This window comes from Xanthomonas sp. NCPPB 3959, from assembly GCF_056675575.1.
In genome coordinates, this window is the sequence record NZ_JBWWVR010000009.1 from 24,447 (window position 1) to 47,671 (window position 23,225).

Genomic DNA, 23,225 nt, shown 5'->3' on the forward strand with positions numbered 1-23,225 from the left:
TTCCTCTTTCGATAAAGACAATCTCATGAGCAACGAAAACCGTCGTTTCAACGTCGCGGTCGTGGGCGCCACCGGCGCTGTCGGCGAGACCATGCTGAGCATCCTGGCAGAGCGCAATTTCCCGGTCGCCACCCTGTACGCGCTGGCGTCGTCGCGTTCGGCCGGCGGGCAGGTGGAGTTCAACGGCGGCAAGGTCGATGTGCTGGATCTGGCTGATTTCGATCCTACCGGCGTGGACATCGCGCTGTTCTCCGCAGGCGGCAGCGTGTCCAAGGAATACGGCCCCAAGTTCGCCGCTGCCGGCGCGGTGGTGATCGATAATTCCTCCGCGTTCCGTTACGACGACGATGTGCCGTTGGTGGTGTCGGAGGTCAATCCCGAAGCGCTCAAGCAGCGCCCGCGCGGCATCATCGCCAACCCCAATTGCTCGACCATGCAGATGCTGGTCGCGCTCGGCCCGATCCACCGCAAGTACGGCATCGAGCGCATCAATGTAGCGACCTACCAGTCGGTGTCCGGTGGCGGTCGCTCGGCGATGGAAGAACTGGGCAAGCAGACCAGCGAACTGCTGGGCTTCCAGCAGATCGAACCGCAGCGTTTCCCGGTGCAGATCGCGTTCAATCTGATCCCGCACATCGACGACTTCCAGGACAACGGCTACACCAAGGAAGAGATGAAGCTGGTCTGGGAGACCCGCAAGATCCTGGGTGACGAGTCGATCATGGTGAATCCCACTGCGGTGCGTGTCCCGGTGTTCTACGGTCACTCCGAGGCGGTGGCGATCGAAACCCGCGACAAGATCACTGCCGAGCAAGCGCGCGCGCTGCTGGAAGCATCGCCCGGCATCGAAGTGGTGGACGAGCGCAAGCCGGGCGGCTACCCAACCCCGGTCACGCACGCCTCCGGCAAGGACGCGGTATTCGTCGGCCGTATCCGTGAGGACCTGTCGCATCCGCGCGGTCTGAATCTGTGGATCGTCTCGGACAACATCCGCAAGGGCGCCGCGCTCAACGCCGTGCAGCTGGCCGAGCTGGTCGCACAGGAAGGCTAAAGCACGGTCGTTCGGTAGGAGCGCGCTGGCGCGCCATGAAGCTCTCCCAGTGGTGCCTCATCGCGTCAGTAGGAGCGCGCTGGCGCGCGATGAAGCTTTCCCAGTGAAGCCTCATCGCGCACCAGTGCGCTCCTACCAGATGCGCTGCCGATGGCCTGCTGCATGGATGCCGCATCGCGATGGCCTGTGCACTCCGCGCGAGGTGGCCGACTTTTTCGCTCATTCAGCGGCTATATTGATGCCCATGAAACATAGGGGCGGGGGCGCGATGCGTCCGATACAAGCGATAGGTGCGTTGCTGCTGATGGTCTGCAGCGGCACCGCCATGGCGTTGGGATTGGGCGATATCCGGGTGCTGTCCAAGCCTGGGCAACCGCTAGTGGCCGAGATTCCGGTCATCTCCAACGAACCGGGCGAACTCGACAACGCCCGTGTGGCGCTGGCATCGGCGACCACCTTCGCGCGGGTTGGCCTGGAGCGCCCGCAGGGATTGGTCAGCAGCCTGCAGTTCCAGTTCGCGCAGGATGCGCGCGGGCGTGCGGTGATTCGCGTGACCAGCAGCCAGGTGGTCGACCAGCCGGCGATCAACTTCCTGATCGAAGTGGAGTGGGGCCAGGGGCGTCTGGTGCGCGAGTATTCCGCGCTGGTCGATGCGCCCAACACCGCGGCTGCGATCGCCGGGCCGGCCATCGAGGCGCCGCGCGCCGGTGCCAACAATACGATCCCCCGCCAGTCCCCGGTGTCGACGCCGGCTGCCGCAGGCGCCGATCAAAACACTGCCGCTACCGTACCAACTGCACGCCGCAGTGGAAGCGCTGCCGCTGCCGCGCAGGCCGGCGATGCATTGCCGGCGGTGCGCTCCGGCCAGACCTTGTCGGAAATCGCCGCCGCCGTGGCGCGCTCCAGTGGGCATTCGCTGGATCAGACCATGCTGGCGTTGTTGCGGACCAACCCCGATGCCTTCATCGGCGGCAACATCAATCGCCTGAAGCAAGGCGCAGTGCTGCGTACGCCGCAGGAAGAGGCGCTGGCACAGGTCGGTGCGGCCGAAGCGGCGGTGATGGTGCGCGAGCAGGCTGCCCAGTGGCGGCAGGCGCGCTCGGCTATTCCGCAGCCGGCCGAAGCCGGCGCGGCTGCCGCAACACCGCCTACATCCGCAGCACCTGCTGCGCCCACCACTGCGGGGGGCAGCGCGCGGCTCGAGATCGCCCCGGCAGTGGCGATTCAGACCAACACCGCCGGCGCCACGTCCGGCACCAGTGCCGAAGGCGAGGGCGAGATGGCGGCCAACCAACAGTTGCAACAGGCCAAGGAAGACATCGCCACCCGCGATGCGGAATTGCAGGATCTACGCACGCGCGTGGCCGATCTGGAAAAGCTCAAGCAGCAACAGCAAGCCTTGATCGCAATGAAGAACACCGATCTGGCCGCCGCGCAGAAGCGCCTGTCGGAGACGCCGGCTGCGGCGGAGCAGGGCGGTGGCTTGCCGTTGTGGTTGATCGGCGGGCTGGTGTTAATCGTTGCGGCCGTGGTCGCATGGCTGGCTGCGCGTCGCCGCAAACCCTCGCCGCTACCACCGTTGCCGCGTCGTCAGTTCGACTTCGTGCCTGTGGGTGCTGCAGCCGAGACGGACGAGTCGCAGGATGCCGAGCTCGCCACGCAGCCCAGCGAATACGACGTGGTGCATGAGACCGAATTCGAGCAGGCCAATCTGCGCGAGGACGAGCGCGCTTACGATGCGCAGCAGCCGCTGTCGGAGGTGTTGCGCCGCGAGCCGCTGCTGTCTGAGCCAGCGCCTGCGCCGGTCGTGGTCACCAGCGAGGATTGGCGGTCGTTGCGTGCAACGCCGCCGGCTCCGGCTCCAGTGGCGGTGCCGGAGTACGTCGAGCCTGCGCCTGCGCCTGCGCCGGAACTGGATCTGGAGCCGGAGCCAAAGCACGCAATCAGCGATCTTCCGCCAGTCGCACCGCCTGCAGCGGTTGCCACCCAGGACAGCCTGGATTTCGCGCAATCTCCCATTGCTCCCGCCGCGCCTGACGCACATACGTACAGGGAATTTACGTCCGCAGGCCGCGATCGTCTGGAGCTGGCAGTGGCCTATATGGATCTGGGCGACAAGGACACCGCACGCGGCCTGTTGCTGGAAGTCGCCGCCACCGGCGATGAGGCCACGCGTGCCGAAGCGGCCGAATTGCTGGAGCAGCTGACATGAGCCCGGCCATGGACAGCCTTGCCGCAGACAAGCGTGCCGCACGCGAGCGTCGCATCGATTACGTGGAGTTCGCCTCGATCGATCCGGACGCCAGCCGCGCGTTTTTCGAACAGGTCTTCGGCTGGCAATTTCAGGCCTATGGCCCGGATTACCTGGCCTTCAACGACGGGCGCCTGGACGGTGGTTTCTACCGTTCCACTGCGCCGGCAGCGGCTGAAGCGGGTCCGCTGGTAGTGCTGTATGCCGACGACCTGGTACCAGTGATCGAGCGCATACGTGCTGCCGGTGGCGAGATCGTCAAGCCGGTGTTCGGCTTCCCCGGTGGCAGCCGATTTCATTTCCGTGAGCCCGGTGGCACGACGCTGGCGGTGTGGTCCGAGCGCGCCGCCGCGCAGGGCGACTGACAAACCGCTGCGCTCAGCGTCAGGCGCGCTGGTCGGTGCCCGGTGCGGTATCGCCACTCGTCACACTGAGGTGCTTGCGCGCGGTTTGTGCCCTCATTGAAGATCGCTCGCGACGCTTTGCCGGCCGCGCTTGGTCCGCACACTCAATCGATTCAACAACAGGCAGGTTCCGATGCGTTACGCGCTGGGCGTGGAGTACGACGGCAGCGAGTTTCAAGGCTGGCAGCAATTGGGCGAACACGGCGGGCCGACGGTGCAGGCCAGATTGCAGGCGGCCCTGTCGTCGGTCGCCGATGCTCCGGTACAGGTGATCTGCGCAGGCCGCACCGATGCCGGCGTCCACGGCGAATGCCAGGTGGTGCATTTCGACAGCGACGCGCACCGCGACCCGCGCAGCTGGACGTTGGGTACCACCGCGCGGCTGCCGCCCTCGATCGCGGTGCGCTGGTGCGTGCCGGCGGCGGCCGACTTCCATGCGCGGTTTTCCGCACGTGCCCGCCGTTATCGTTATCGCCTGCTCAATCGTCAGATACGCCCCGCGCTGTATCGGCAGACCTTGAGCTGGGAGCGGCGCCCGCTGGATGCAGATGCCATGCACACAGCGGCGCAGGCCTTGTTGGGTGAGAACGACTTCAACGCATTTCGCAGCGTGCAATGCCAGGCGCCGCATGCACGCCGCAATCTGCAGGCCATCAGCGTGCAGCGGATTGGCGAAGTGGTGGAGATGCAGGTCCAGGCCAATGCATTCCTTCATCACATGGTGCGGAATATTGTTGGCTCGCTGATCCTGGTCGGAACTGGAGAACAACCGGTCGACTGGATCGCGACGTTGCTGGCCGGACGCGACCGCTCTGTGGCCGGGCCGACGGCGCCGCCACAAGGCCTGGTGTTTGTCGGGCCGTTGTATCCCGCAGAGTGGCATCTGCCTGCTGAGGTCACCCAATGAATCGATCGCTGTACCGCACCCGTATCAAGTTCTGTGGCATGACCCGCGCCGGTGATATTCGACTGGCAGGCGAGCTGGGTGTGGACGCGGTAGGTTTCATTTTTGCGCACGGCAGCCCGCGCCGCGTGGCACCGGCCGAGGCGCGCGCGATGCGTCAGGCCACCGCGCCGATGGTCGATGTGGTGGCGCTGTTCCGCAACAATTCCAAGGAAGAAGTACGCGAGGTGGTGCGTACCGTACGCCCGACCTTGCTGCAGTTCCATGGCGAAGAAGACGACGCGTTCTGCCGTAGTTTCAATCTTCCCTATCTCAAGGCCGTACCGATGGGCAGCACCGGTGTCAATGGTGAAGACGCCAACGCGCGCACCTTGCAGCTGGCCTATCCCAATACAGCCGGCTTCCTGTTCGACAGCCATGCGCCCGGCGCAGGCGGCGGCACCGGCAAGACCTTCGACTGGTCGCGGTTGCCGACCGGCCTGCATCGCCCGTTCCTGCTGGCCGGCGGTATCAACGCCGATAACGTGTTCGACGCGATCGTGGCAACGCTGCCCTGGGGCGTGGACGTGTCCAGCGGCGTGGAGCTGGCGCCCGGCATCAAGGACGGCCACATGATGCGCAAGTTCGTCGAAGAAGTGCGCCGGGCCGATTGCCACGAGATGTCGTGAGTTTTGGGATTGGGGAATTGAGATTAGGGATTAGGCAAGCGGAGCTCGGGCTTGTGCCGCTGTTTTGGAGCGCTTGTCGCCGCTACACATTGCTCTTGGTCGCTCGGCTTTCCGGCTAACCATCGCGCAGCCGCTTGCTTCTTGAACGACGCGGTTGCTTGATGGCTGCACTTAGCCGTGCGCGATATCTATTGCAGGTGTCTGCACCTGATCTTCAGTCAATGCACCGCGTAGCCAACCAGCGAGCCGCTCGATCCGCGGATCCGGGTTGCGTTTTGCGGCGCACAGCACCCAGCGCCCGCGCGTTGGCGTGAATCCCCAGGGTGCCAGCAGGCGGCCGGCGGCCAGATCCGCTGCAACCAACGGTTGCGGTGCGATTGCGACCCCCAGACCGGCGGCAGCGGCTTCCAGTAAATAGACCAGGTGTTCGAACTCGGTCCCGAAGTGCAGCGCCTCGGGTGCCACACCATGTGTCTGCGCCCATTCCGGCCAGGCCTGCGGGCGCGAGCGCGTGTGCAGCAAGGCGTGATCGAGCAGGGCGGCAGGGTCTTTTCCGTCGAGCTGCGTCGTGGATGCAAGCTGCGGGCTCAGCACCGGGCCGATCCATTCCACGCCCAGCTCGTGCACCTGCCACTCGCCGGGCCAGGGCGGTGTGTCCAGCAGCAGTGCCGCATCCAGGCCATCCAGGTCCGGGCCTGGCGCTTGTTCGCCGGCCGACAGATGCAGGCGCACATCGGGCAGGTCCTGTTGCAGCCGGCCCAGGTGCGGGATGACCCAGCGCGCCAGCAGACTGCCCGAACAGCCCAGCACCAGCGGCGTCTCGCTGCCAGGGCGCCTTAACAGCCCAGCCCAGGTCTCGCCGATCAAGGCGAAGCCTTCCCCGGTCGCATCGCGCAAACGCGTGCCTGCTGCCGTCAATACCAGGCCGCGGCCCTGGCGGGTGAACAGGGCAGTTCCAAGTGACTGCTCCAGGGTGCGCACATGCCGGCTGATGGCGCCATGGGTGACGTGTAGTTCCTGCGCAGCCCGGCTGACGCTCTGCAGGCGCGCGGCAGATTCGAAGGCGCGCAAGGCCGCCAGCGGCGGAAGCGGGTAACTCATTGTGTGAGTCCAGGTCACAGGTTGCGGCAATCTTATCGATTTATCGCACCGGCTGGCTGCGCTAAAGTGCGTGCTTCTCGTATGACCGCATTGCTGCAGAGGATTCCCATGTCGGCCCAGCCCATCAGTGACTTTTACGCCTATCCGGACGCTGCCGGCCACTTCGGCAAATTCGGTGGTCGGTTCGTCGCCGAGACCTTGATCGGCCCCTTGCAGGAACTGTCCGCAGCCTACGACCAGGCACGCCAGGATCCGGCCTTCATCGCCGAATACGACAAGGATCTCAAGCATTATGTCGGCCGGCCCAGCCCGATCTATCACGCCGAGCGCCTGAGCCGCGAAGTGGGCGGGGCGCAGATCCTGCTCAAGCGCGAAGACCTGAACCACACCGGCGCGCACAAGATCAACAACACCATCGGCCAGGCCTTGCTGGCCAGCCGCATGGGCAAGACCCGCATCATCGCCGAGACCGGCGCCGGCCAGCATGGCGTGGCCAGCGCCACGGTTGCTGCGCGGCTGGGCCTGGAGTGCGTGGTCTACATGGGCGCCACCGATATCGAACGGCAGAAGATCAACGTCTACCGCATGAAGCTGCTCGGCGCCACGGTGATCCCGGTGACCTCCGGCTCGGCCACGCTCAAGGACGCGCTCAACGAAGCGATGCGCGACTGGGTCACCAATGTGCAGGACACCTTCTACATCATCGGCACCGTCGCCGGCCCGGATCCGTATCCGCGCATGGTGCGCGACTTCAACGCGATTGTCGGCCGCGAAGCGCGCGCGCAGATGCTGGAAGACTACGGCCGTCTGCCGGATGCGCTCAGTGCCTGCGTCGGCGGCGGCAGCAATGCGATCGGCTTGTTCCATGCCTTCCTCAACGACCCGGGCGTCAAGATCTATGGCGCCGAAGCGGCCGGTGACGGTATCGCCACCGGTCGCCATGCCGCCTCGATCGCGGCCGGTCGCCCCGGTGTGCTGCATGGCAACCGCACCTATGTGATCTGCGACGACGATGGCCAGATCACCGAAACCCATTCGATCTCCGCTGGCCTGGATTACCCGGGCGTCGGCCCGGAGCATTCGTTCCTGTCCGACAGCGGTCGCGCGGTCTACCAGGGCATCACCGACGACGAGGCGATGGCCGCATTCCATCTGCTGGCGCATACCGAAGGCATTCTGGCCGCGCTCGAGTCCAGCCATGCGGTGGCGCAGTCGATCAAGCTCGCGCGCGAGATGCCCAAGGACGCATTGATCCTGTGCAACCTGTCCGGCCGTGGCGACAAGGACGTGCACACCATCGCCGCGCGCGAAGGCGTGCAAGTCTGATGCCGCTGCGGCGTGTCACCGTGACCGCGCTAGCCGACCAGCCAGGCGAACAGGACCTGCTGTTCGCCTGGCTCGACCGCTGGGCGCCGCAGATCCGCACGTGTTCGGAAAATACCGGCTGCGGCTGCTGCCTGGACAGTTTCGACGTCGAGGTGGACGCGCAAGCGTTGACCGAACTGCCCGCAGCCATGTACCAGGACATCCATTGATGCGGTCGTACCGCAGCTAACTTCTTCAAGGTCTTTCAATGCGTCGTATCGACGAAACCTTCCAACGTTTGCGTGCCGATGGCCGCAAGGCGCTCATCCCCTTCATCACCGCCGGCGATCCCTCGCTGGAAGCCACCGTGCCGGTGATGCACGCGCTGGTGCGCGCCGGTGCCGACGTGATCGAACTCGGTGTGCCGTTTTCCGACCCGATGGCCGACGGCCCCACCATCCAACGCAGCTCCGAGCGCGCGCTGGGCCGTGGCGCCGGCCTGGCCTATGTGCTGGAAGCGGTGCACGAATTCCGCCGCGAAGACCCCACCACCCCGGTGGTGCTGATGGGCTACCTCAACCCGATCGAGATCCACGGCACCCGGCGCTTTGCCGAAGCCGCCGTCGCCGCCGGCGTGGATGGCTTGCTCTTGGTGGATCTGCCACCCGAAGAGGCCGCCGAGACCCGCGCCATCTTCACCGAGGTGGGCCTGGCCCTGATCGCGCTTGCCTCGCCGACCACCAGCGAGCAGCGCCTGGACATGCTGTGCAGCAGCGCCCAGGGGTATCTGTATTACGTCAGCTTCGCCGGCGTCACTGGCGCTTCGAATCTGCTCGACACCACCGCGGCGGGCGATCGCCTGCGCCAGCTGCGCCTGCGTGCCGGCGCCCCGGTGGTGGCCGGTTTTGGCATCAAGGACGCCGCCAGCGCCGCCGCAATGGCCGTGGATGCCGACGGCGTGGTGGTCGGCAGCGCCCTGGTCGCCGCCCTGGCCGAAGCCCCCGATGTCCGCACCGCCCGCGAATACGCCGAAGCGTTCCTAACCCCGCTCCGCCAGGCACTGGATCATCCCTGAAACCAGCCCAAAGCCCCTCTCGCGTCGATGCACGTGGCTTCGCCCGCACCCTCACCCCAACCCCCGCTCCGCGCCCCGGCCCGCGCTTGCGGCGCGGGCGCTCCAAGGCACGCGCGCCAGTGGCGCGCAAGCCGTGCCTTCTCGCCCCGCAGGAGAGGGGCTTTGATCCTTCTCCCGTCGGGAGAAGGTGCCCCGCAGGGGCGGATGAGGGTACGGACGAAGCCACGTGCATCCCAACCACAGGTGCACGCCAACCAGAGTAAGGCGCAGCACAACAAACCGACCTTCACTCCAAACACCCGCGCAACCACCTAGAACCAAGCTCGCAGCTAGTCCTCCGAACTGCCACCAATCCCCACATTCATCCCCCGCGCTACCTCGCCTTTCCCGCAGCGCGTTAGACTTACGCCCCTCTGCGGCCCGTAAGGCCGCCCTGCATGGATTGTCATACACGCATGAGCTGGCTCAGCAAATTGATGCCCTCCGGCATCCGCACCGAGAACACCCCGGCCAAGAAGCGCAGCGTCCCCGAGGGCCTGTGGGAAAAGTGCAGCAATTGCGGCAGCGCGCTGTACGGGCCCGAACTCGAGGAGAACCTGGAGGTGTGTCCGAAATGCGACCACCACATGGCGATCCGCGCCCGCGCGCGCCTGGCCGCACTGTTCGATGTGGATGCCCCGACCACCGAAATCGCCGCCCAGCTGGGCCCGGTCGACGTGCTCAAGTTCAAGGACCAGAAGCGCTACGGCGAGCGCATCAAGGCCAGCCAGAAGGCCAGCGGCGAGTACGACGCATTGATCGCCATGCGTGGCACGCTCAAGGGCAACCCCCTGGTCGCCGCCGCATTCGATTTCGCCTTCATGGGTGGCTCGATGGGCTCGGTGGTCGGCGAGCGTTTTGCGCGTGCCGCCGAAGTGGCGCTGGAAGTGGGCTGCCCGTTCGTGTGCTTCTCCGCCAGTGGCGGCGCGCGCATGCAGGAAGGCCTGTTCTCGCTGATGCAGATGGCCAAGACCTCCGCTGCGCTCGGCCGCTTGCGCGAAGCGGGCCTGCCGTACATCTCGGTGCTGACCCATCCCACCACCGGTGGCGTGTCGGCCTCGTTCGCGATGCTGGGCGACATCAACATCGCCGAGCCGCATGCCTTGATCGGCTTCGCCGGCCCGCGCGTGATCGAACAGACCGTGCGCGAAACGTTGCCGGAGGGCTTCCAGCGCTCGGAGTTCCTGCTCGACCATGGTGCCATCGATCAGATCTGCGACCGCCGCGACATGCGCGACCGCCTCGCCGATCTGACCGCGATGATGATGCGTCAGCCGCATCCGCAAGAGGCGGTGGCGTGAGGTTGGTATTCCTGCTGGCGGTCCCCGGGAAAAGCGTGGTCTGCGACCTGTGGACTTCCGTCGATGGCTGCTCCTTCCAGGCCCCTGCTCCTTGGCCGCAGGTCCCGACGCTTCCGGTCCCGGCTCCATGAGCGCCCGCAAGTATTTCGGCACCGACGGCATCCGCGGTCGGGTCGGGCAGGGCGTGATCTCGGCCGATTTCGTGCTACGGCTGGGCAATGCGCTCGGCCGCGTGCTCACCGCCGGGCGCAGTAAGCGCCCGCTGGTGCTGATCGGCAAGGACACCCGCATTTCCGGCTATATGTTCGAAGCTGCCTTGGAAGCCGGCCTGGTTGCCGCAGGTGCCGACGTGCAGTTGATCGGCCCGATGCCGACCCCGGCCATCGCGTTCCTGACCAACACGCTGCGCGCCGATGCCGGCGTGGTGATCAGTGCCTCGCACAATCCGCATTACGACAACGGCATCAAGTTCTTTTCCGCCGAAGGCGAAAAGCTCGACGACGCCACCGAAGCGGCGATCGAAGCCGCGCTCGACGAGCCGTTCCACACCGTGGAATCGGAGCGTCTGGGCAAGGCGATCCGCACCCGCGATGCGATCGGCCGTTACATCGAATTCTGCAAGGCCAGCGTGGCGCGCGGCTTCACCCTGCATGGCTTGCGGATGGTGCTGGATTGCGCGCACGGGGCCACGTATCACATCGCGCCGATGCTGTTCCGCGAGCTGGGTGCGGACGTGGTGGTCATCGGTGCCGCACCTGACGGACTCAATATCAATGACGGCGTCGGCTCCACGCATATCGACAATCTCGCCGCCAAGGTGCGCGAGAGCGGTGCGCAGTTGGGCATCGCCTTCGATGGCGACGGTGATCGCGTGCTGATGGCCGACGACCAGGGCAACCCGGTCGATGGCGACGATCTGCTCTACGTGCTTGCGCGTTCCTGGCAGGCCAGCGGCCGGCTCACCGGCACCGTGGTCGGCACGCTGATGACCAACTACGGCCTGGAACAGGCGTTGGCTGGATTGAACATCCCGTTCCAGCGCGCCAAGGTCGGTGACCGTTACGTGCACCAGGCGTTGGTGGAAGGCAGCGGCACCCTGGGTGGCGAAACCTCCGGCCATCTGCTGTGCCTGGACCGCGCCACCACCGGCGATGGCATCGTCAGTGCGCTGCAGGTCCTCGAGGCCCTGGGGCGCGATGGACAGAGCCTGCGCCAGGCCTTGAGCAGCCTGAGCAAGGTGCCGCAGAAAACAATCAACGTGCGTCTGGATGGCGGCGCTGCCAAGGCGATTGTGGAAGCCGCTGGCGTGCAGCAGGCGCTGCAGCAGGCGCAAGCCGCCGTGCAGGGGCGTGGCCGCGCGTTTCTGCGTCCCTCCGGCACCGAGCCGGTGGTGCGCGTGACGGTGGAAGCCGACGACGCTGGCCTGATGCAGGACACGCTGGACCGACTCTCGGGTGCCGTGCGTGACGCGGCGTGAGTCGCTGATCATTGGCGTGTGCGTGGTCTTTGCCAAGGCCGCGACGTTCTACCTGTTGTATCGCCTGCTGTCCTGAACAGCAGGCCTTCCTTTTGACTCCTCGACTTCGACTGCAGATATCCGTATGAGCGCCCGCATCCCGACCTTGGACATCACCCGTTTCGACAGCGACCGCGACGCCTTTGTCGCCGAGCTCGGTGCGGCCTATCGGCAGTGGGGCTTTGCCGGCATCCGCAATCACGGTATTGCGCAAGCCGACATCGATGGCGCCTACGAGGTGTTCAAGGCGTTCTTCGCGCTGCCTGAAGAGGTGAAGCAGCGCTACCACGTCAAAGGCAGTGGCGGCGCGCGTGGCTACACCGCGTTCGGTGTGGAAACGGCCAAGGATTCCAAGCATTTCGATCTGAAGGAGTTCTGGCATATCGGCCGCGAGATTCCGGACGATTCGCCATATCGCGAGGTGATGACGCCGAACCTGTGGCCCGAAGAAGTGCCCGGTTTCCGCGAGCGCGGTTACCGCCTGTACCAGCAGCTCGATCACCTGGGCTCGCGCGTGCTGTCGGCGCTGGCGCTGCATATCGGCCTGCCGCAGGACTATTTCGTTGACAAGACCAACAACGGTAATTCGATCCTGCGGCCGATCCACTACCCGCCGATCACCAGCGACGACATCCCCAACGTGCGTGCCGGCGCGCATGGCGACATCAACTTCATCACCTTGCTGGTCGGTGCCAGCGCGGCCGGTCTGGAAGTGCGTTCCAACGATGGCGAGTGGGTGCCATTCACAGCGGATGCCGACACCATCGTGGTCAATATCGGCGACATGCTGCAACGCCTCACCAACCATGTGTACCCGTCCACCATTCATCGCGTGGTCAATCCGCCGGGCGAAGCAGCGCGCAAGCCGCGTTATTCGGTGCCGTTCTTCCTGCACCCGAATCCGGACTTCCTGATCGACGTGCTGCCTTCGTGCATCACTGCCGAAAACCCGAGTCGCTATCCCGAGCCGATCACCGCACACGGCTTCCTGGAAGAGCGTCTGCGCGAGATCAAGCTGAAGTAATCCAGCACGCGGTCCCTATCAGCGCGCGCAGCGAATAGCCGCGCTCGCAACACGGGTAATGACCGACAACACAGTTCTGTTCAAAAAATTCCGCTCGCGTCTGGTTAAAGCTTGCGTTCACCTCAGCCGATAACTCAGTCTGATCGCTAGCGCGACGTCGGATTCGCCTGGCGCCCGCTGCCGATTGCACTAGGTTTGGGGGGGCGCATGCGGACGCAATGGTTCAAACGGATAGGTGTGGTTTCGGTGTTGCTGGTGTACTGCGCCGCAAGCGCCGTGGTGGCAACGCCGGTCAGCGTGACCGTGGCCGATGCCAACGGCATGTTGGTCGATGCGGTGGTCAGTCTGGAGCCGGCGCGTCCGGCGCCACCCACTGCTTCCAAGACCGCGGAAATGGATCAGATCAATTCGCAGTTCGTGCCCGCCGTCCTGGCGGTGCGCACTGGCACCTTGGTGCGCTTTCCGAATAACGATCAGATCCGCCATCAGGTCTATTCCTTTTCGCCTGCCAAGCGTTTCGAATTGCCGCTGTTTCAGGGTACCAAGGCCACGCCGATCCGCTTCGATCAGGCGGGCCTGGTGACGATTGGCTGCAATATCCATGACTGGATGCTTGGCTATATCGTGGTGCTGGAGACGCCGTATTTCGGCAAGACCGGCAGCGACGGCCGCGTGCAACTGGATGCACCGGCAGGCACCTACACGCTGCGGGTCTGGCATCCGCGCATCAAGGGTGCCGTGGTCACCGAGCCGTTGCTGCTTGCGCGCGATGCAGTGCAGCGTCGCGTGACCCTGCAGACCACCGGCGCCGCGCCGATGGCGGCACCACCGGATGAGCGCGTGCGCGCGCTGCAGGACAAATTCCGTCGCGCCGACCCGAAGAAGCCGCATCCATGAAGGCGATGCGCCTGCATACCCGTATCGCGGCCTTGGTGGTCCTGGTCGTGCTCGCCACGCAAGTGCTGACCTTCATCGCAGTGCAGGTCGCCACCGAGCGCAGCGTCAAGGCGCAACTGGGCGAAGAATTGCAGATCGGCGAACGCGTCTGGCAACGCATCAATGTGCGCCGCGACGAGCAGCTGCTGCAGTCGGCCTCGGTACTGGCCGACGATTTCGGTTTCCGTGCGGCAGTGGCCAGTGGCGATGTGCCGACCATGCAGTCGGCATTGCGTAACCATGCCGCGCGCATGTCGGCGCAGACCGCAGTGCTGTTGTCGCCGGATGGCGAATTCCTGACCGGGCTGGCGGATCTGCCGCAAGCCGAGCAATTGCGCGCCGTGCAGGCCCTGCTGCAGCAGGCGCAACGCGACGGGCACGCGGTCGGGGTGGTGGCACTGGATCAACGCATCGTGCGGCTTGCGGTGGTACAGGTGCTGGCGCCGAACCGGGTGGGCTGGATCGCGATCGGCAACGAGTCCGGCGATGGGCTTGCGCAGGACTTTCGTACCACCACCGGGCTGGATGCGACGTTTTTCACCGATGGCCCGCCGGTGCGTGTGCTTGCCTCCACCCTGGAGCCGGCTGCGCGCGCCGAGTTCCCGCAGCAGCTGCCCGCCGCCGAAGCGGGGCAGGGCGAAGCGATCCCGCTGACGCTGGCCGACGCGCGTTACCTGGTCAAACTGCAATCGATCCAGGGCGACAGTCATGTGCGGGTCGCCTTGCAGGCCTCGCTGGATCGTGCGGTCGCACCGTACCGCATCCTCAAGCTGCGCATTCTGTTGTTGGCCGGTCTGGCCACGGCCGCCGCACTCGGTGTGGCGATTTTTCTCGCGCGCAGCGTCAGCCAGCCGGTCGCGCAACTGGTGCAGGCAGCACGACGCATCCAGCGCGGCGATTACCACACCGCGGTGCAGGTGCCGCCCGGACGTGAACTGGCCGAGCTGGCCGACAGCTTCGGGCGCATGCAGCAGCAGATCGCCAGCCGCGAGCAGCACATCCTGCATCAGGCGCGCCACGATGCCTTGACCGGCCTGCCCAATCGCATCTGGCTGCTGGAGCGGCTGCAACAGGTGGTCGACCAGACCGTGGCCTCGGGTGGTACGGCTGCCGTGCTGATCCTGGATCTGGAGCGTTTCAAGGAACTCAACGACAGCCTGGGGCACGACTTCGCCGATCAGGTGCTGGTCGAAGCAGGGCGCCGCCTTGCCGAGGTCGTGCAGGAGCCCAATGTGGTCGGGCGGTTGGGCAGCGACGAATTCATGGTGGTGGTGGCGCAGGCCGATATGACCAGCGTGCAGCAGGATGCGCAGCGATTGCTGCTGCAGCTGCGTCGCCCACTGGCATTGCCGCAGGCGCGCATCCAGCTGGAAGCCAGCATCGGCATCGCCTTGATCCCCGAACACGGCGCCGATCCGGATACCTTGCTGCGACGCGCCGATATCGCACGTCGCCAGGGCGGCAATGTCATCACCATCGGTGCCAGCAGCGTGTATCGCCTGGGCCAGGACGAGCAGCATCTGCGTCGTCTAAGGCTCACTGGCGATCTGCGCCAGGCGATTGCCAGCAACGAACTGACCCTGCGCTTCCAGCCCAAGATCTGTTTGCGCAGCGATCGGGTCGAACAGGTCGAGGTACTGGTGCGCTGGCATCACCCGGTGCTGGGGCCGATCGGCCCGGACGAGTTCATTCCGCTCGCCGAGCACTCCGGGGTGATCCACCCGCTGACCCGCTATGTGCTGGACGAAGCGCTGCGGTGCCAGGCGCAATGGCGCAGCCAGGGCCTGGAGCTGGGCATGGCGATCAATCTTTCCGCGTTGGATCTGTCCGACCCCGGCCTGCCGGATTATGTGCGCGGTCGTCTGGAGCATCACGCGGTGGCGGCCGAGCGGGTCACGCTGGAATTGACCGAAAGCGCGTTGATGCGCGATGTCGAATTCGCGCTGCACATGCTGCATCAGCTGCGCAGCGTCGGCGTGCGCCTGTCCATCGACGACTTCGGCACCGGCTATTCCTCGCTGGCGCAGCTCAAGCGCATGCCGGTCAACGAATTGAAAATCGACAAGAGTTTCGTCATGCAATTGGCCGAAGGCACCGACGATGCATTCATCGTGCGCAGCACGATCGATCTGGGGCATAACCTTGGATTGAGCGTGATCGCCGAAGGCGTGGAAAACGCCACGGCGCTCGGGCTGCTGCGCAGTTATGGCTGCGACATGGTGCAGGGCTATCTGTACGCGCCGCCGCTGGAAGAAGTGCCGTTTGTGGCCTGGTGCATGCGTCAACTCGATCTGGGTCAACTCGATCTGGTGCCGGCCGCGCAAGCAGGAGCGCAACGATGAGCAAGTGGGTGCGGGCTGCGCAGTCTGCTGCAGTGTTGGGTTGTTTGGCACTCACGCCGACACTGGCGATTGCTGGAGAAGGGCGTCTGCTTGCCACCGGCGGTGTGTCGATGATCGAAGGCAGCAGCGGCGGCGGCATCGTGCCTTGGGCCACGCTGTCGGGCTACGGCACGCGCGATGAACTTGCCACCGTCGTGTTCGCCACCCACGTGGACAGCGGCGATTACCGATTGGATGTGCAGGGCGCCGCGCTCACCGTCGGCAACCGGCTGGAGCTGTCGCTCGCGCGGCAACGCCTGGATCTGGGCACGTTGCAGGACCGATTGAGCTTGCCGTGGAATGCGCTGGGTCAGGACGTGTTCGGCGCAAAGTTGCGCTTGCATGGCGACCTCGTGTATGGGGGCGCGCCGCAAGTCAGTCTGGGCGTGCAATACAAGCGTTTGCGCAACGGCACGCTGCCCCTGGCGATCGGTGCGCGCGACGACCACGGCACCGATGTGTACGTCAGCGCCAGCCGGCTGTTTCTGCAAGGCGTTGGCGGTTATCAGCTGTTGCTCAACGGCACCCTGCGCGCCACCCGCGCCAATCAGACCGGCTTGCTCGGCTTCGGCGGCGATCGTCGCAATAGCTACCGGCTGGTGGCCGAGGCCAGTGCTGCGGTGATGCTGTCGCCCTCCCTGGCAGTGGGCGTGGAATACCGAGACAAACCCGATAATCTGGGCTTCGCGCGCGAACAGGCTTGGGCAGACGCATTCGTCGCCTGGTTTCCCAGCAAGCATGTGTCGTTCACCGCGGCCTGGGCAGACCTTGGCGACATCGCCACGCTTACCGATCAGCGTGGTCCCTATCTTTCCTTGCAGGTGGCGTTCTGATGAACCGATGGCTGCGCTGCTGCCTGCTTTGCGTGCTCGGCCTGGTGAGCGCCTGCGCCACCACGCAACCGCGCCAGACGCTCTACGACGAACTCGGCGGGCAAGCCGGGATCGAAGCGCTGGTGGAAACCATGCTCTCGCGCATTGCCGACGATCAACGCATCGTGGATAAATTCGCGCGCGTCAACATCGTCATGCTCAACGAGCGTCTGGTGCAAAAGTTCTGCCACGTCAGCGATGGGCCATGCCCGGATACCGCCAAGTCGATGAAACAGGCGCATGCGCATCTGGTCATTCGCGAAGGCGACTTCAATGCCTTGGTCGAGGATCTGAACTGGGCGATGGATCAGCGCAAGATTCCGCGCCGCACGCAGAATCGCTTGCTCGCACGACTGGCGGCAATGCACGGCGACATCGTCAATCACTGACATCCCGTTTGGGCATGGTCATGCAGTCGTGCAGAGCCGTACGCACCTACGCTGATCCACCGCCCAGTCGCCTCAATCCAGCGGGCGCACCCGATGCGATCCGCGCGCCATCAGGCGCAATGCAAGCGCGTGCGGCAGCAATCGTAACCCGGCATTGGCCAGGCGATAGCGCCAGCCCGGCACTGCCAGTACCTGTCCGCGCTCCAGTGCTTCGATGCCGTATTCGGCCACGGCATCGGCCTGCAGCCACGCCCAGCGGGGCAGGGTGGACATCGCCTCGCGTGTGCCGGTGATGTCGTGAAATTCCGACCACGCAAAGCCCGGGCACAGCGCGCAGACCTTCACCGCGCAATCGGCGTTCTCCAGCGCCAGCGATTCGCTGAAGCGCAGCAGGAAGCTCTTGCTCGCCGCGTATAGCGTTTGCCCGTCGGCGCTCGGCGTCAGCGCCGCAAACGAGGCCACGTTGAGAATGCGACCCTGGCCACTGGCGCGGATCATCGGCAACAGCCGCCAGGTCAGCTCGCACACCGCGGCCACCATCACCTGCAGAAAACGCGCATGCGTGGCCCAGTCGTTGTGCAGATAGCGGCCCGGCACGCCGTAGCCGGCGTTGTTGATCAAGGTGCCTACCGTCCAGCCATTGCGCTGGATCTGCGCAACCAGCGCCTCTACCGCTGCGGGGTCGGCCAGATCGGCCGGCAACACGTGGACCTGTACCAACGCGCTCAACTCGGCGGCCAGTGCCTCCAGCCTGTCCACCCGGCGTGCAGTCAGGATCAACGGCACGCCGCGCCTGGCGTAGGCGCGGGCAATCTCGCGGCCGATGCCGCTGGAGGCGCCGGTGACCAGCGCGAAGACAGGCGAAACAGACATGGCAGGTTCCTGCTGAAGAGGGGATGGGACAGGCAATGGACAGAAGTGTGCCGGCTGCCGACAGGGCATGGGCTATTCTGTCGCCTGTCTTCCACTCAGGAACCTGCGCCTGATGCGTCGAAAACTCGTTGCCGGAAATTGGAAGCTGCATGGCAGCCGCGCCTTCGCCACCGAACTGGTGGCCCAGATCGCCGCGCACATGCCCCTGGAGGGTGTCGATGTCGTCATCCTGCCGCCACTGCCTTACCTCGGCGATCTGATAGAGGATTTCGAGGAGCATCACCTGTGCTTCGGTGCGCAGGACGTCAGCAGTAACGAAAAGGGTGCCTACACCGGCGAGGTCTCGGCCACGATGCTGGTCGATGTCGGCGCCGAGTATGGGCTGGTCGGCCACTCCGAACGTCGCCAGTACCATCAAGAGAGCAGCGAGCTGGTGGCGCGCAAATTCGCCGCTGCCATCCACGCCGGGCTGACGCCGGTGTTGTGCGTTGGCGAGTCGCTGGAACAGCGTGAAGCGGGCCAGACCGAAGCGGTGCTGCGCGCTCAGCTCGAACCGGTGCTGGCGTTGGTGGGCAGCGAAGGCTTCGCCCGCGCCGTGCTCGCTTATGAACCGATCTGGGCCATTGGCACCGGCCGCACCGCCAGCCCGGAGCAGGCCCAGGCCGTGCACGCCTTCCTGCGTGGCGAAGTCGCAAAGGCGGATGCTAGAATTGCCGATTCGCTGCCCATCGTGTACGGGGGCAGTGTCAAGCCCGACAACGCCAACGAGCTGTTCGCACAGCCCGATGTCGACGGCGGGCTGGTCGGAGGCGCATCACTGGTCGCCGAAGATTTCCTGGCCATCGCACGCGCGGCGGCCGCTTGTTAACCCATTAAGTTTTGTCCGGGGACGGATTTCGAAATGCTGATGTTGATCCTCAATGTGGTCTACGTGCTGGTCGCGCTGGCGATGATTGCGCTGATCCTGATGCAGCGTGGCGCGGGTGCGGCAGCGGGCTCCGGTTTCGGTGCTGGTGCCTCGGGCACCGTGTTTGGTTCGCAGGGTGCGTCGAACTTCCTGTCCAAGTCGACCAAATGGCTGGCGGTGGTGTTTTTCAGCATCAGCCTGTTCATGGCGTGGTATGCCACCCATGGCGCGCGTCCCACCGATCAGAATCTTGGCGTGATGTCGCAGTCGGCCACCCCGGCACCGGCCGCCGCCGGCGAGCTGACTCAGTCGTTGCCGCAGGCACCAGCCGCGGGCGCAGTGCCCACCGCTCCGTCGCAGCCATCGCCTGCCGCTGTTCCGGCCGCAGCGCCAGCGCAGTCCGCACCAGCGCAACAAGCGCCTGCGGCACGCGAAGAAAACGCTTCAGAACCAGCACAAAAACGCTGAAGCCGGTTACAATACGCTGCGCACTGGGATGCCCAGCGGCGCAACGTATGCCCAGGTGGCGGAATTGGTAGACGCACTACCTTGAGGTGGTAGCGATTTAGGTCGTAGGGGTTCGAGTCCCCTCTTGGGCACCATTGTTTGGCTGCAGTTCCTGCGCATCGTGGCGGTGCCACGCGCGGGTCCTGCTTATACCCCATGCCGGCACGCGGCGCGTGCGGGCAAAGGCAAGAGAGAATCGCTGTGCTGGCCGAATATTTGCCGAGTCTGCTGTTTCTGATCGTCGCCACCGGTATCGGCATCACATTGATGTTGATCGGCCGGTTCCTCGGTCCGCGTAGCCCCGATGCACGCAAGCTCTCGCCGTACGAGTGTGGCTTCGAGGCATTCGAAGACGCGCGCATGAAGTTCGACGTGCGCTACTACCTGATCGCGATCCAGTTCATCGTGTTCGATCTGGAAATCATCTTCATCGTGCCGTGGACGCAGGTGTTCATGGAGATCGGCGCACGTTCGTTGGTCACCATGGGGCTGTTCGTCGGCATGTTGTTCCTCGGTTTTATCTACGTCTGGAAGAAGGGAGCGTTGGAATGGGAGTGATTCAGACCCTCGATCGTCTGATGACCAATCCGATGCCGGAAGGTCGGTTGGACGACATCCTGCGCCCGGAAGGCGAGAACCCGCTGCTCGAAAAGGGCTACGTGACCACCAGCGTCGACGCGCTGTTGAATTGGGCGCGTACCGGTTCGATGTGGCCGATGACCTTCGGTCTGGCCTGCTGCGCAGTCGAGATGATGCACGCCGGTGCGGCGCGCCTGGACCTGGACCGTTACGGCGTGGTGTTTCGCCCGTCGCCACGCCAGTCCGACGTAATGATCGTGGCCGGCACGCTGGTCAACAAGATGGCGCCGGCGCTGCGCAAGGTCTACGACCAGATGCCGGATCCCAAGTGGGTCATCTCGATGGGCAGCTGCGCCAACGGCGGCGGCTACTATCACTATTCGTATTCGGTGGTGCGCGGTTGCGACCGCATCGTGCCGGTGGACATCTATGTCCCGGGCTGCCCGCCGACCGCCGAGGCGCTGGTCTACGGCATCTTGCAGCTGCAGAAGAAGATCTGGCGTACCCAGACGATCGCGCGCTGATACCCGTCTTCTTCTACCGAGAGCAGCCAAGCCCCCATGGCAGAGCAAGCATCCTCCTTCACTGACCGACTTGCGGCACGTTTCGCCGGTGCGCAGATTGCCGTGGCCTTGCCGCGCGGCGAAGTGACGCTGGAAGTCGCTGCGGCCGATTGGCACGCCACTTGTCTGGCCTTGCGCGACGAGCTCGGTTTCGAGCAGTTGAGCGACCTGTGCGGCGTCGATCACCTGGGCTATGGCAGCGACGAGTGGGATACTGCGGACGTGTCGTCGCAGGGTTTCAGTCGTGGTGTCGAAGGCAAGGCGGTCGGTCGTTTCGCCTGGGGTGAATTTCCCAGCCAGGAAAGCTCCGATGGCGCCCACCCGCAGCACATGCCCAAGCAGCGTTTTGCGGTCGTCGCCCAGCTGATTTCCTATCAGCACAATCAGCGTCTGCGCGTGCGTTGCTACGCCCCGGACGAGCAGGTGCCGGTGGTGGCCTCGCTGACCGATATCTGGCCGGGCGTGAACTGGTTCGAGCGCGAAGCGTTCGACCTGTTCGGCATCGTGTTCGACGGTCACCCGGATCTGCGTCGCATCCTGACCGACTACGGATTCGTCGGCCATCCGTTCCGCAAGGATTTCCCGCTGATCGGCAACGTCGAAGTACGTTACGACGAAGAAAAAAAGCGCGTGGTGTACGAGCCGGTCACCTCGGTCGAGCCACGCGTCGGTGTGCCGCGCGTGATTCGCGACGATGCCCGTTATGAGACTGCCGCTGGTGAAGTGGGCAAGTCGGAGACTGCCAAGTGAGTGAGTTCCACCAGGCGACTGCCGCCTTCGCTAGCAATCCTGTCGAAAGCAAGCAGGAAATCCGCAATTACACGATGAACTTCGGCCCGCAGCATCCTGCGGCGCACGGCGTGTTGCGCTTGATCCTGGAAATGGACGGCGAAACCGTGGTGCGTGCCGATCCGCATATCGGCCTGCTGCACCGTGGCACCGAGAAGCTGGCCGAGTCCAAGCCGTTCAACCAGTCGGTTCCGTACATGGATCGCCTGGATTACGTGTCGATGATGTGCAACGAGCATGCTTACGTGCGCGCGATCGAGTCCCTGATGGGAATCGAAGTGCCCGAGCGTGCGCAGTACATTCGCACGATGTTCGATGAGATCACCCGCATCAAGAACCACCTGATGTGGCTGGGCTCCAACGCGCTCGACCTGGGTGCGATGGCGGTGATGCTGTATGCGTTCCGGGAGCGCGAAGAGTTGATGGACGTTTACGAGGCGGTCAGTGGCGCGCGCATGCACGCTGCCTACTATCGCCCCGGTGGCGTGTATCGCGATCTGCCCGATCGCATGCCCAAGTACAAGGAATCGCGTTGGCACAAGGGCGGGGCGCTGAAGAAGCTCAACGCCGCGCGCGAAGGCTCGATGCTGGATTTCCTCGAGGACTTCACCAATACCTTCCCGTCGCGCGTTGACGAGTACGAAACGCTGCTGACCGATAACCGTATCTGGAAGCAGCGCACCGTCGATGTCGGCATCATCAGCCCGGATCTGGCCCGTGCCTGGGGCATGACCGGCCCGATGCTGCGTGGCTCCGGTATCGAGTGGGATCTGCGCAAGAAGCAGCCGTATGCCAAGTACGACGCGGTGGATTTCGATATCCCGGTCGGCACCAACGGCGACTGCTACGACCGCTATCTGGTCCGTGTTGCCGAGATGCGTGAATCCAACCGCATCATCAAGCAGTGCGTGACCTGGCTGAAGGCCAATCCAGGCCCGGTGATGGTCACCAATTTCAAGGTCGCTCCGCCAAGCCGCGAAGGCATGAAGGACGACATGGAAGCGCTGATCCATCACTTCAAGCTGTTCAGTGAAGGCTATTGCGTGCCGGCCGGCGAGACGTATTGCGCCGTCGAAGCACCCAAGGGCGAGTTCGGCTGCTACCTGATGTCCGATGGCGCCAACAAGCCGTTCCGCCTGCATCTGCGTGCGCCGGGCTTTGCGCATCTGTCCTCGATGGACGCGGTGGTGCGTGGCTATTTGCTGGCCGACGTCGTGGCGATGATCGGTACTTACGATTTGGTTTTCGGTGAGGTTGACCGATGAAGGCGACGGGTAATTTCGAAGCGGCGCGCGACGTCGATCCGCAGGTAGTGCTGAGCGAGAAGACGCGCGCGCACATCGATCATTGGCTGAGCAAGTTTCCGCCAGACCGCAAGCGTTCGGCGGTGCTGCAGGGCCTGCATGCTGCGCAGGAACAGAACCAGGGCTGGCTCACCGATGAGTTGATCGTCGGCGTGGCCAAGTATCTGGAACTGCCGCCGGTGTGGGCCTACGAGGTCGCCAGCTTCTACTCGATGTTCGAGACTGAAAAGGTCGGCCGCCACAACGTGGCGTTCTGCACCAACATCAGTTGCTGGCTCAACGGCGCCGAGGATCTGCTGGCACACGCCGAGAAGAAGCTGGGTTGCAAGCTGGGGCAGTCGACGGCCGATGGCCGGGTCTACCTCAAGCGCGAAGAAGAATGCCTGGCGGCCTGCTCTGCAGCGCCGATGATGGTCATCAACGGCCATTACCACGAGCACCTGACGAAAGAGAAGGTCGACGCGCTGCTGGACGGGCTGGAGTAAG

At 64.7% G+C, this 23,225-nt stretch carries 24 protein-coding genes and 1 tRNA gene; 23 read left to right on the top strand and 2 right to left on the bottom strand.

Annotation, left to right across the window (positions count from 1 at the left end; all coding sequences use genetic code 11):
* Positions 1–25 precede the first annotated feature (25 nt).
* The 5 genes from AC1KVG_RS11940 (at position 26) to AC1KVG_RS11960 (ending at position 5,278) form a co-directional block, all read left to right on the top strand.
* On the top strand, positions 26–1,051 hold the full coding sequence (locus AC1KVG_RS11940) for an aspartate-semialdehyde dehydrogenase (RefSeq protein WP_481094539.1): 1,026 nt from the start codon (positions 26–28) through the stop codon (positions 1,049–1,051).
* Between the two features lie 268 nt (positions 1,052–1,319).
* Positions 1,320–3,263, top strand: a complete 1,944-nt coding sequence (locus tag AC1KVG_RS11945; RefSeq protein WP_481094540.1) for a motility hub landmark protein FimV — start codon at positions 1,320–1,322, stop codon at positions 3,261–3,263.
* Positions 3,260–3,667, top strand: a complete 408-nt coding sequence (locus AC1KVG_RS11950) for a VOC family protein (protein WP_481094541.1) — start codon at positions 3,260–3,262, stop codon at positions 3,665–3,667. The genes AC1KVG_RS11945 and AC1KVG_RS11950 overlap by 4 nt, the downstream gene beginning before the upstream one ends.
* Positions 3,668–3,839: 172 nt before the next feature.
* The gene (truA, locus tag AC1KVG_RS11955) at positions 3,840–4,613 is read left to right on the top strand and encodes a tRNA pseudouridine(38-40) synthase TruA (protein WP_205394356.1); all 774 of its coding nucleotides are present in this window, start codon (positions 3,840–3,842) and stop codon (positions 4,611–4,613) included.
* Positions 4,610–5,278, top strand: coding sequence for a phosphoribosylanthranilate isomerase (locus AC1KVG_RS11960; protein ID WP_006449444.1), 669 nt, complete (start codon positions 4,610–4,612; stop codon positions 5,276–5,278). Before truA ends, AC1KVG_RS11960 begins: the two co-directional genes overlap by 4 nt.
* A 171-nt stretch (positions 5,279–5,449) precedes the next feature.
* Here AC1KVG_RS11960 and AC1KVG_RS11965 read toward each other — a convergent pair whose 3' ends face one another.
* Positions 5,450–6,379, bottom strand: a complete 930-nt coding sequence (locus AC1KVG_RS11965; RefSeq protein ID WP_481094542.1) for a LysR family transcriptional regulator — start codon at positions 6,377–6,379, stop codon at positions 5,450–5,452.
* 108 nt (positions 6,380–6,487) lie between these two features.
* Here AC1KVG_RS11965 and trpB point away from each other — a divergent pair, with 108 nt between their 5' ends.
* The 10 genes from trpB to AC1KVG_RS12015 all read left to right on the top strand — a co-directional run bounded on the left by trpB (position 6,488) and on the right by AC1KVG_RS12015 (position 17,217).
* A complete protein-coding gene (gene trpB / locus AC1KVG_RS11970) occupies positions 6,488–7,705 on the top strand; it encodes a tryptophan synthase subunit beta (RefSeq protein ID WP_043889309.1) in 1,218 nt (405 codons plus the stop codon).
* Positions 7,705–7,914: a hypothetical protein gene (locus AC1KVG_RS11975; RefSeq protein ID WP_023904473.1), complete on the top strand. Its 210-nt coding sequence runs from the start codon at positions 7,705–7,707 to the stop codon at positions 7,912–7,914. The genes trpB and AC1KVG_RS11975 overlap by 1 nt, the downstream gene beginning before the upstream one ends.
* A gap of 38 nt (positions 7,915–7,952) precedes the next feature.
* On the top strand, positions 7,953–8,759 hold the full coding sequence (gene trpA / locus AC1KVG_RS11980) for a tryptophan synthase subunit alpha (RefSeq protein WP_046933005.1): 807 nt from the start codon (positions 7,953–7,955) through the stop codon (positions 8,757–8,759).
* A gap of 455 nt (positions 8,760–9,214) precedes the next feature.
* Positions 9,215–10,099 (top strand): acetyl-CoA carboxylase, carboxyltransferase subunit beta, encoded by an 885-nt coding sequence (gene accD / locus AC1KVG_RS11985; protein ID WP_006450578.1) that lies wholly within the window; start codon positions 9,215–9,217, stop codon positions 10,097–10,099.
* 127 nt (positions 10,100–10,226) lie between these two features.
* On the top strand, positions 10,227–11,576 hold the full coding sequence (gene glmM / locus AC1KVG_RS11990) for a phosphoglucosamine mutase (RefSeq protein WP_481094543.1): 1,350 nt from the start codon (positions 10,227–10,229) through the stop codon (positions 11,574–11,576).
* A gap of 124 nt (positions 11,577–11,700) precedes the next feature.
* Positions 11,701–12,639 (top strand): isopenicillin N synthase family dioxygenase, encoded by a 939-nt coding sequence (locus AC1KVG_RS11995; protein ID WP_023904468.1) that lies wholly within the window; start codon positions 11,701–11,703, stop codon positions 12,637–12,639.
* Positions 12,640–12,846: 207 nt separating this feature from the next.
* Complete coding sequence (locus AC1KVG_RS12000; RefSeq protein WP_255085511.1) at positions 12,847–13,536, top strand: methylamine utilization protein; 690 nt, start codon at positions 12,847–12,849, stop codon at positions 13,534–13,536.
* Positions 13,533–15,917, top strand: coding sequence for a putative bifunctional diguanylate cyclase/phosphodiesterase (locus AC1KVG_RS12005; protein WP_481094544.1), 2,385 nt, complete (start codon positions 13,533–13,535; stop codon positions 15,915–15,917). Before AC1KVG_RS12000 ends, AC1KVG_RS12005 begins: the two co-directional genes overlap by 4 nt.
* Positions 15,914–16,789, top strand: a complete 876-nt coding sequence (locus AC1KVG_RS12010) for a DUF3034 family protein (protein WP_481094545.1) — start codon at positions 15,914–15,916, stop codon at positions 16,787–16,789. Before AC1KVG_RS12005 ends, AC1KVG_RS12010 begins: the two co-directional genes overlap by 4 nt.
* Positions 16,789–17,217, top strand: a complete 429-nt coding sequence (locus tag AC1KVG_RS12015; RefSeq protein ID WP_481094546.1) for a group I truncated hemoglobin — start codon at positions 16,789–16,791, stop codon at positions 17,215–17,217. The genes AC1KVG_RS12010 and AC1KVG_RS12015 overlap by 1 nt, the downstream gene beginning before the upstream one ends.
* Positions 17,218–17,289: 72 nt before the next feature.
* Here the strand turns inward: AC1KVG_RS12015 and AC1KVG_RS12020 are convergent, their stop codons facing one another.
* Positions 17,290–18,090, bottom strand: a complete 801-nt coding sequence (locus tag AC1KVG_RS12020) for an SDR family NAD(P)-dependent oxidoreductase (RefSeq protein ID WP_481094547.1) — start codon at positions 18,088–18,090, stop codon at positions 17,290–17,292.
* 112 nt (positions 18,091–18,202) lie between these two features.
* Here AC1KVG_RS12020 and tpiA point away from each other — a divergent pair, with 112 nt between their 5' ends.
* From tpiA to nuoE, 8 genes are all read left to right on the top strand, one after another.
* Positions 18,203–18,958 carry a triose-phosphate isomerase gene (tpiA, locus tag AC1KVG_RS12025; protein ID WP_268214711.1) on the top strand — a complete coding sequence of 252 codons (756 nt, stop codon included), beginning with the start codon at positions 18,203–18,205 and terminating at the stop codon, positions 18,956–18,958.
* Positions 18,959–18,991: 33 nt separating this feature from the next.
* On the top strand, positions 18,992–19,465 hold the full coding sequence (gene secG / locus AC1KVG_RS12030; protein ID WP_481094548.1) for a preprotein translocase subunit SecG: 474 nt from the start codon (positions 18,992–18,994) through the stop codon (positions 19,463–19,465).
* 49 nt (positions 19,466–19,514) lie between these two features.
* A tRNA-Leu gene (locus AC1KVG_RS12035) sits at positions 19,515–19,599 on the top strand.
* A gap of 106 nt (positions 19,600–19,705) precedes the next feature.
* Positions 19,706–20,062 (top strand): NADH-quinone oxidoreductase subunit A, encoded by a 357-nt coding sequence (locus tag AC1KVG_RS12040; protein WP_006450567.1) that lies wholly within the window; start codon positions 19,706–19,708, stop codon positions 20,060–20,062.
* Positions 20,053–20,607 carry a NuoB/complex I 20 kDa subunit family protein gene (locus AC1KVG_RS12045; RefSeq protein WP_006450566.1) on the top strand — a complete coding sequence of 185 codons (555 nt, stop codon included), beginning with the start codon at positions 20,053–20,055 and terminating at the stop codon, positions 20,605–20,607. Before AC1KVG_RS12040 ends, AC1KVG_RS12045 begins: the two co-directional genes overlap by 10 nt.
* A 36-nt stretch (positions 20,608–20,643) precedes the next feature.
* Positions 20,644–21,396, top strand: a complete 753-nt coding sequence (locus tag AC1KVG_RS12050; protein ID WP_104549219.1) for an NADH-quinone oxidoreductase subunit C — start codon at positions 20,644–20,646, stop codon at positions 21,394–21,396.
* Entirely contained in the window at positions 21,393–22,700 is a 1,308-nt protein-coding gene (locus AC1KVG_RS12055) for an NADH-quinone oxidoreductase subunit D (RefSeq protein WP_023904458.1), read from the top strand. The genes AC1KVG_RS12050 and AC1KVG_RS12055 overlap by 4 nt, the downstream gene beginning before the upstream one ends.
* A complete protein-coding gene (gene nuoE / locus AC1KVG_RS12060) occupies positions 22,697–23,224 on the top strand; it encodes an NADH-quinone oxidoreductase subunit NuoE (RefSeq protein ID WP_006450563.1) in 528 nt (175 codons plus the stop codon). Before AC1KVG_RS12055 ends, nuoE begins: the two co-directional genes overlap by 4 nt.
* The last annotated feature ends 1 nt before the right edge of the window (position 23,225 follow it).

Excerpts from the sequence above, each read along its gene's own strand:
- AC1KVG_RS11940 (WP_481094539.1), top strand. The coding sequence starts at position 26 with ATGAGCAACGAAAACCGTCGTTTCAACGTCGCGGTCGTGGGCGCCACC.
- AC1KVG_RS11945 (WP_481094540.1), top strand. The coding sequence starts at position 1,320 with ATGCGTCCGATACAAGCGATAGGTGCGTTGCTGCTGATGGTCTGCAGC.
- AC1KVG_RS11950 (WP_481094541.1), top strand. The coding sequence starts at position 3,260 with ATGAGCCCGGCCATGGACAGCCTTGCCGCAGACAAGCGTGCCGCACGC.
- truA (WP_205394356.1), top strand. The coding sequence starts at position 3,840 with ATGCGTTACGCGCTGGGCGTGGAGTACGACGGCAGCGAGTTTCAAGGC.
- AC1KVG_RS11960 (WP_006449444.1), top strand. The coding sequence starts at position 4,610 with ATGAATCGATCGCTGTACCGCACCCGTATCAAGTTCTGTGGCATGACC.
- AC1KVG_RS11965 (WP_481094542.1), bottom strand. The coding sequence starts at position 6,379 with ATGAGTTACCCGCTTCCGCCGCTGGCGGCCTTGCGCGCCTTCGAATCT.
- trpB (WP_043889309.1), top strand. The coding sequence starts at position 6,488 with ATGTCGGCCCAGCCCATCAGTGACTTTTACGCCTATCCGGACGCTGCC.
- AC1KVG_RS11975 (WP_023904473.1), top strand. The coding sequence starts at position 7,705 with ATGCCGCTGCGGCGTGTCACCGTGACCGCGCTAGCCGACCAGCCAGGC.
- trpA (WP_046933005.1), top strand. The coding sequence starts at position 7,953 with ATGCGTCGTATCGACGAAACCTTCCAACGTTTGCGTGCCGATGGCCGC.
- accD (WP_006450578.1), top strand. The coding sequence starts at position 9,215 with ATGAGCTGGCTCAGCAAATTGATGCCCTCCGGCATCCGCACCGAGAAC.
- glmM (WP_481094543.1), top strand. The coding sequence starts at position 10,227 with ATGAGCGCCCGCAAGTATTTCGGCACCGACGGCATCCGCGGTCGGGTC.
- AC1KVG_RS11995 (WP_023904468.1), top strand. The coding sequence starts at position 11,701 with ATGAGCGCCCGCATCCCGACCTTGGACATCACCCGTTTCGACAGCGAC.
- AC1KVG_RS12000 (WP_255085511.1), top strand. The coding sequence starts at position 12,847 with ATGCGGACGCAATGGTTCAAACGGATAGGTGTGGTTTCGGTGTTGCTG.
- AC1KVG_RS12005 (WP_481094544.1), top strand. The coding sequence starts at position 13,533 with ATGAAGGCGATGCGCCTGCATACCCGTATCGCGGCCTTGGTGGTCCTG.
- AC1KVG_RS12010 (WP_481094545.1), top strand. The coding sequence starts at position 15,914 with ATGAGCAAGTGGGTGCGGGCTGCGCAGTCTGCTGCAGTGTTGGGTTGT.
- AC1KVG_RS12015 (WP_481094546.1), top strand. The coding sequence starts at position 16,789 with ATGAACCGATGGCTGCGCTGCTGCCTGCTTTGCGTGCTCGGCCTGGTG.
- AC1KVG_RS12020 (WP_481094547.1), bottom strand. The coding sequence starts at position 18,090 with ATGTCTGTTTCGCCTGTCTTCGCGCTGGTCACCGGCGCCTCCAGCGGC.
- tpiA (WP_268214711.1), top strand. The coding sequence starts at position 18,203 with ATGCGTCGAAAACTCGTTGCCGGAAATTGGAAGCTGCATGGCAGCCGC.
- secG (WP_481094548.1), top strand. The coding sequence starts at position 18,992 with ATGCTGATGTTGATCCTCAATGTGGTCTACGTGCTGGTCGCGCTGGCG.
- AC1KVG_RS12045 (WP_006450566.1), top strand. The coding sequence starts at position 20,053 with ATGGGAGTGATTCAGACCCTCGATCGTCTGATGACCAATCCGATGCCG.
- AC1KVG_RS12050 (WP_104549219.1), top strand. The coding sequence starts at position 20,644 with ATGGCAGAGCAAGCATCCTCCTTCACTGACCGACTTGCGGCACGTTTC.
- nuoE (WP_006450563.1), top strand. The coding sequence starts at position 22,697 with ATGAAGGCGACGGGTAATTTCGAAGCGGCGCGCGACGTCGATCCGCAG.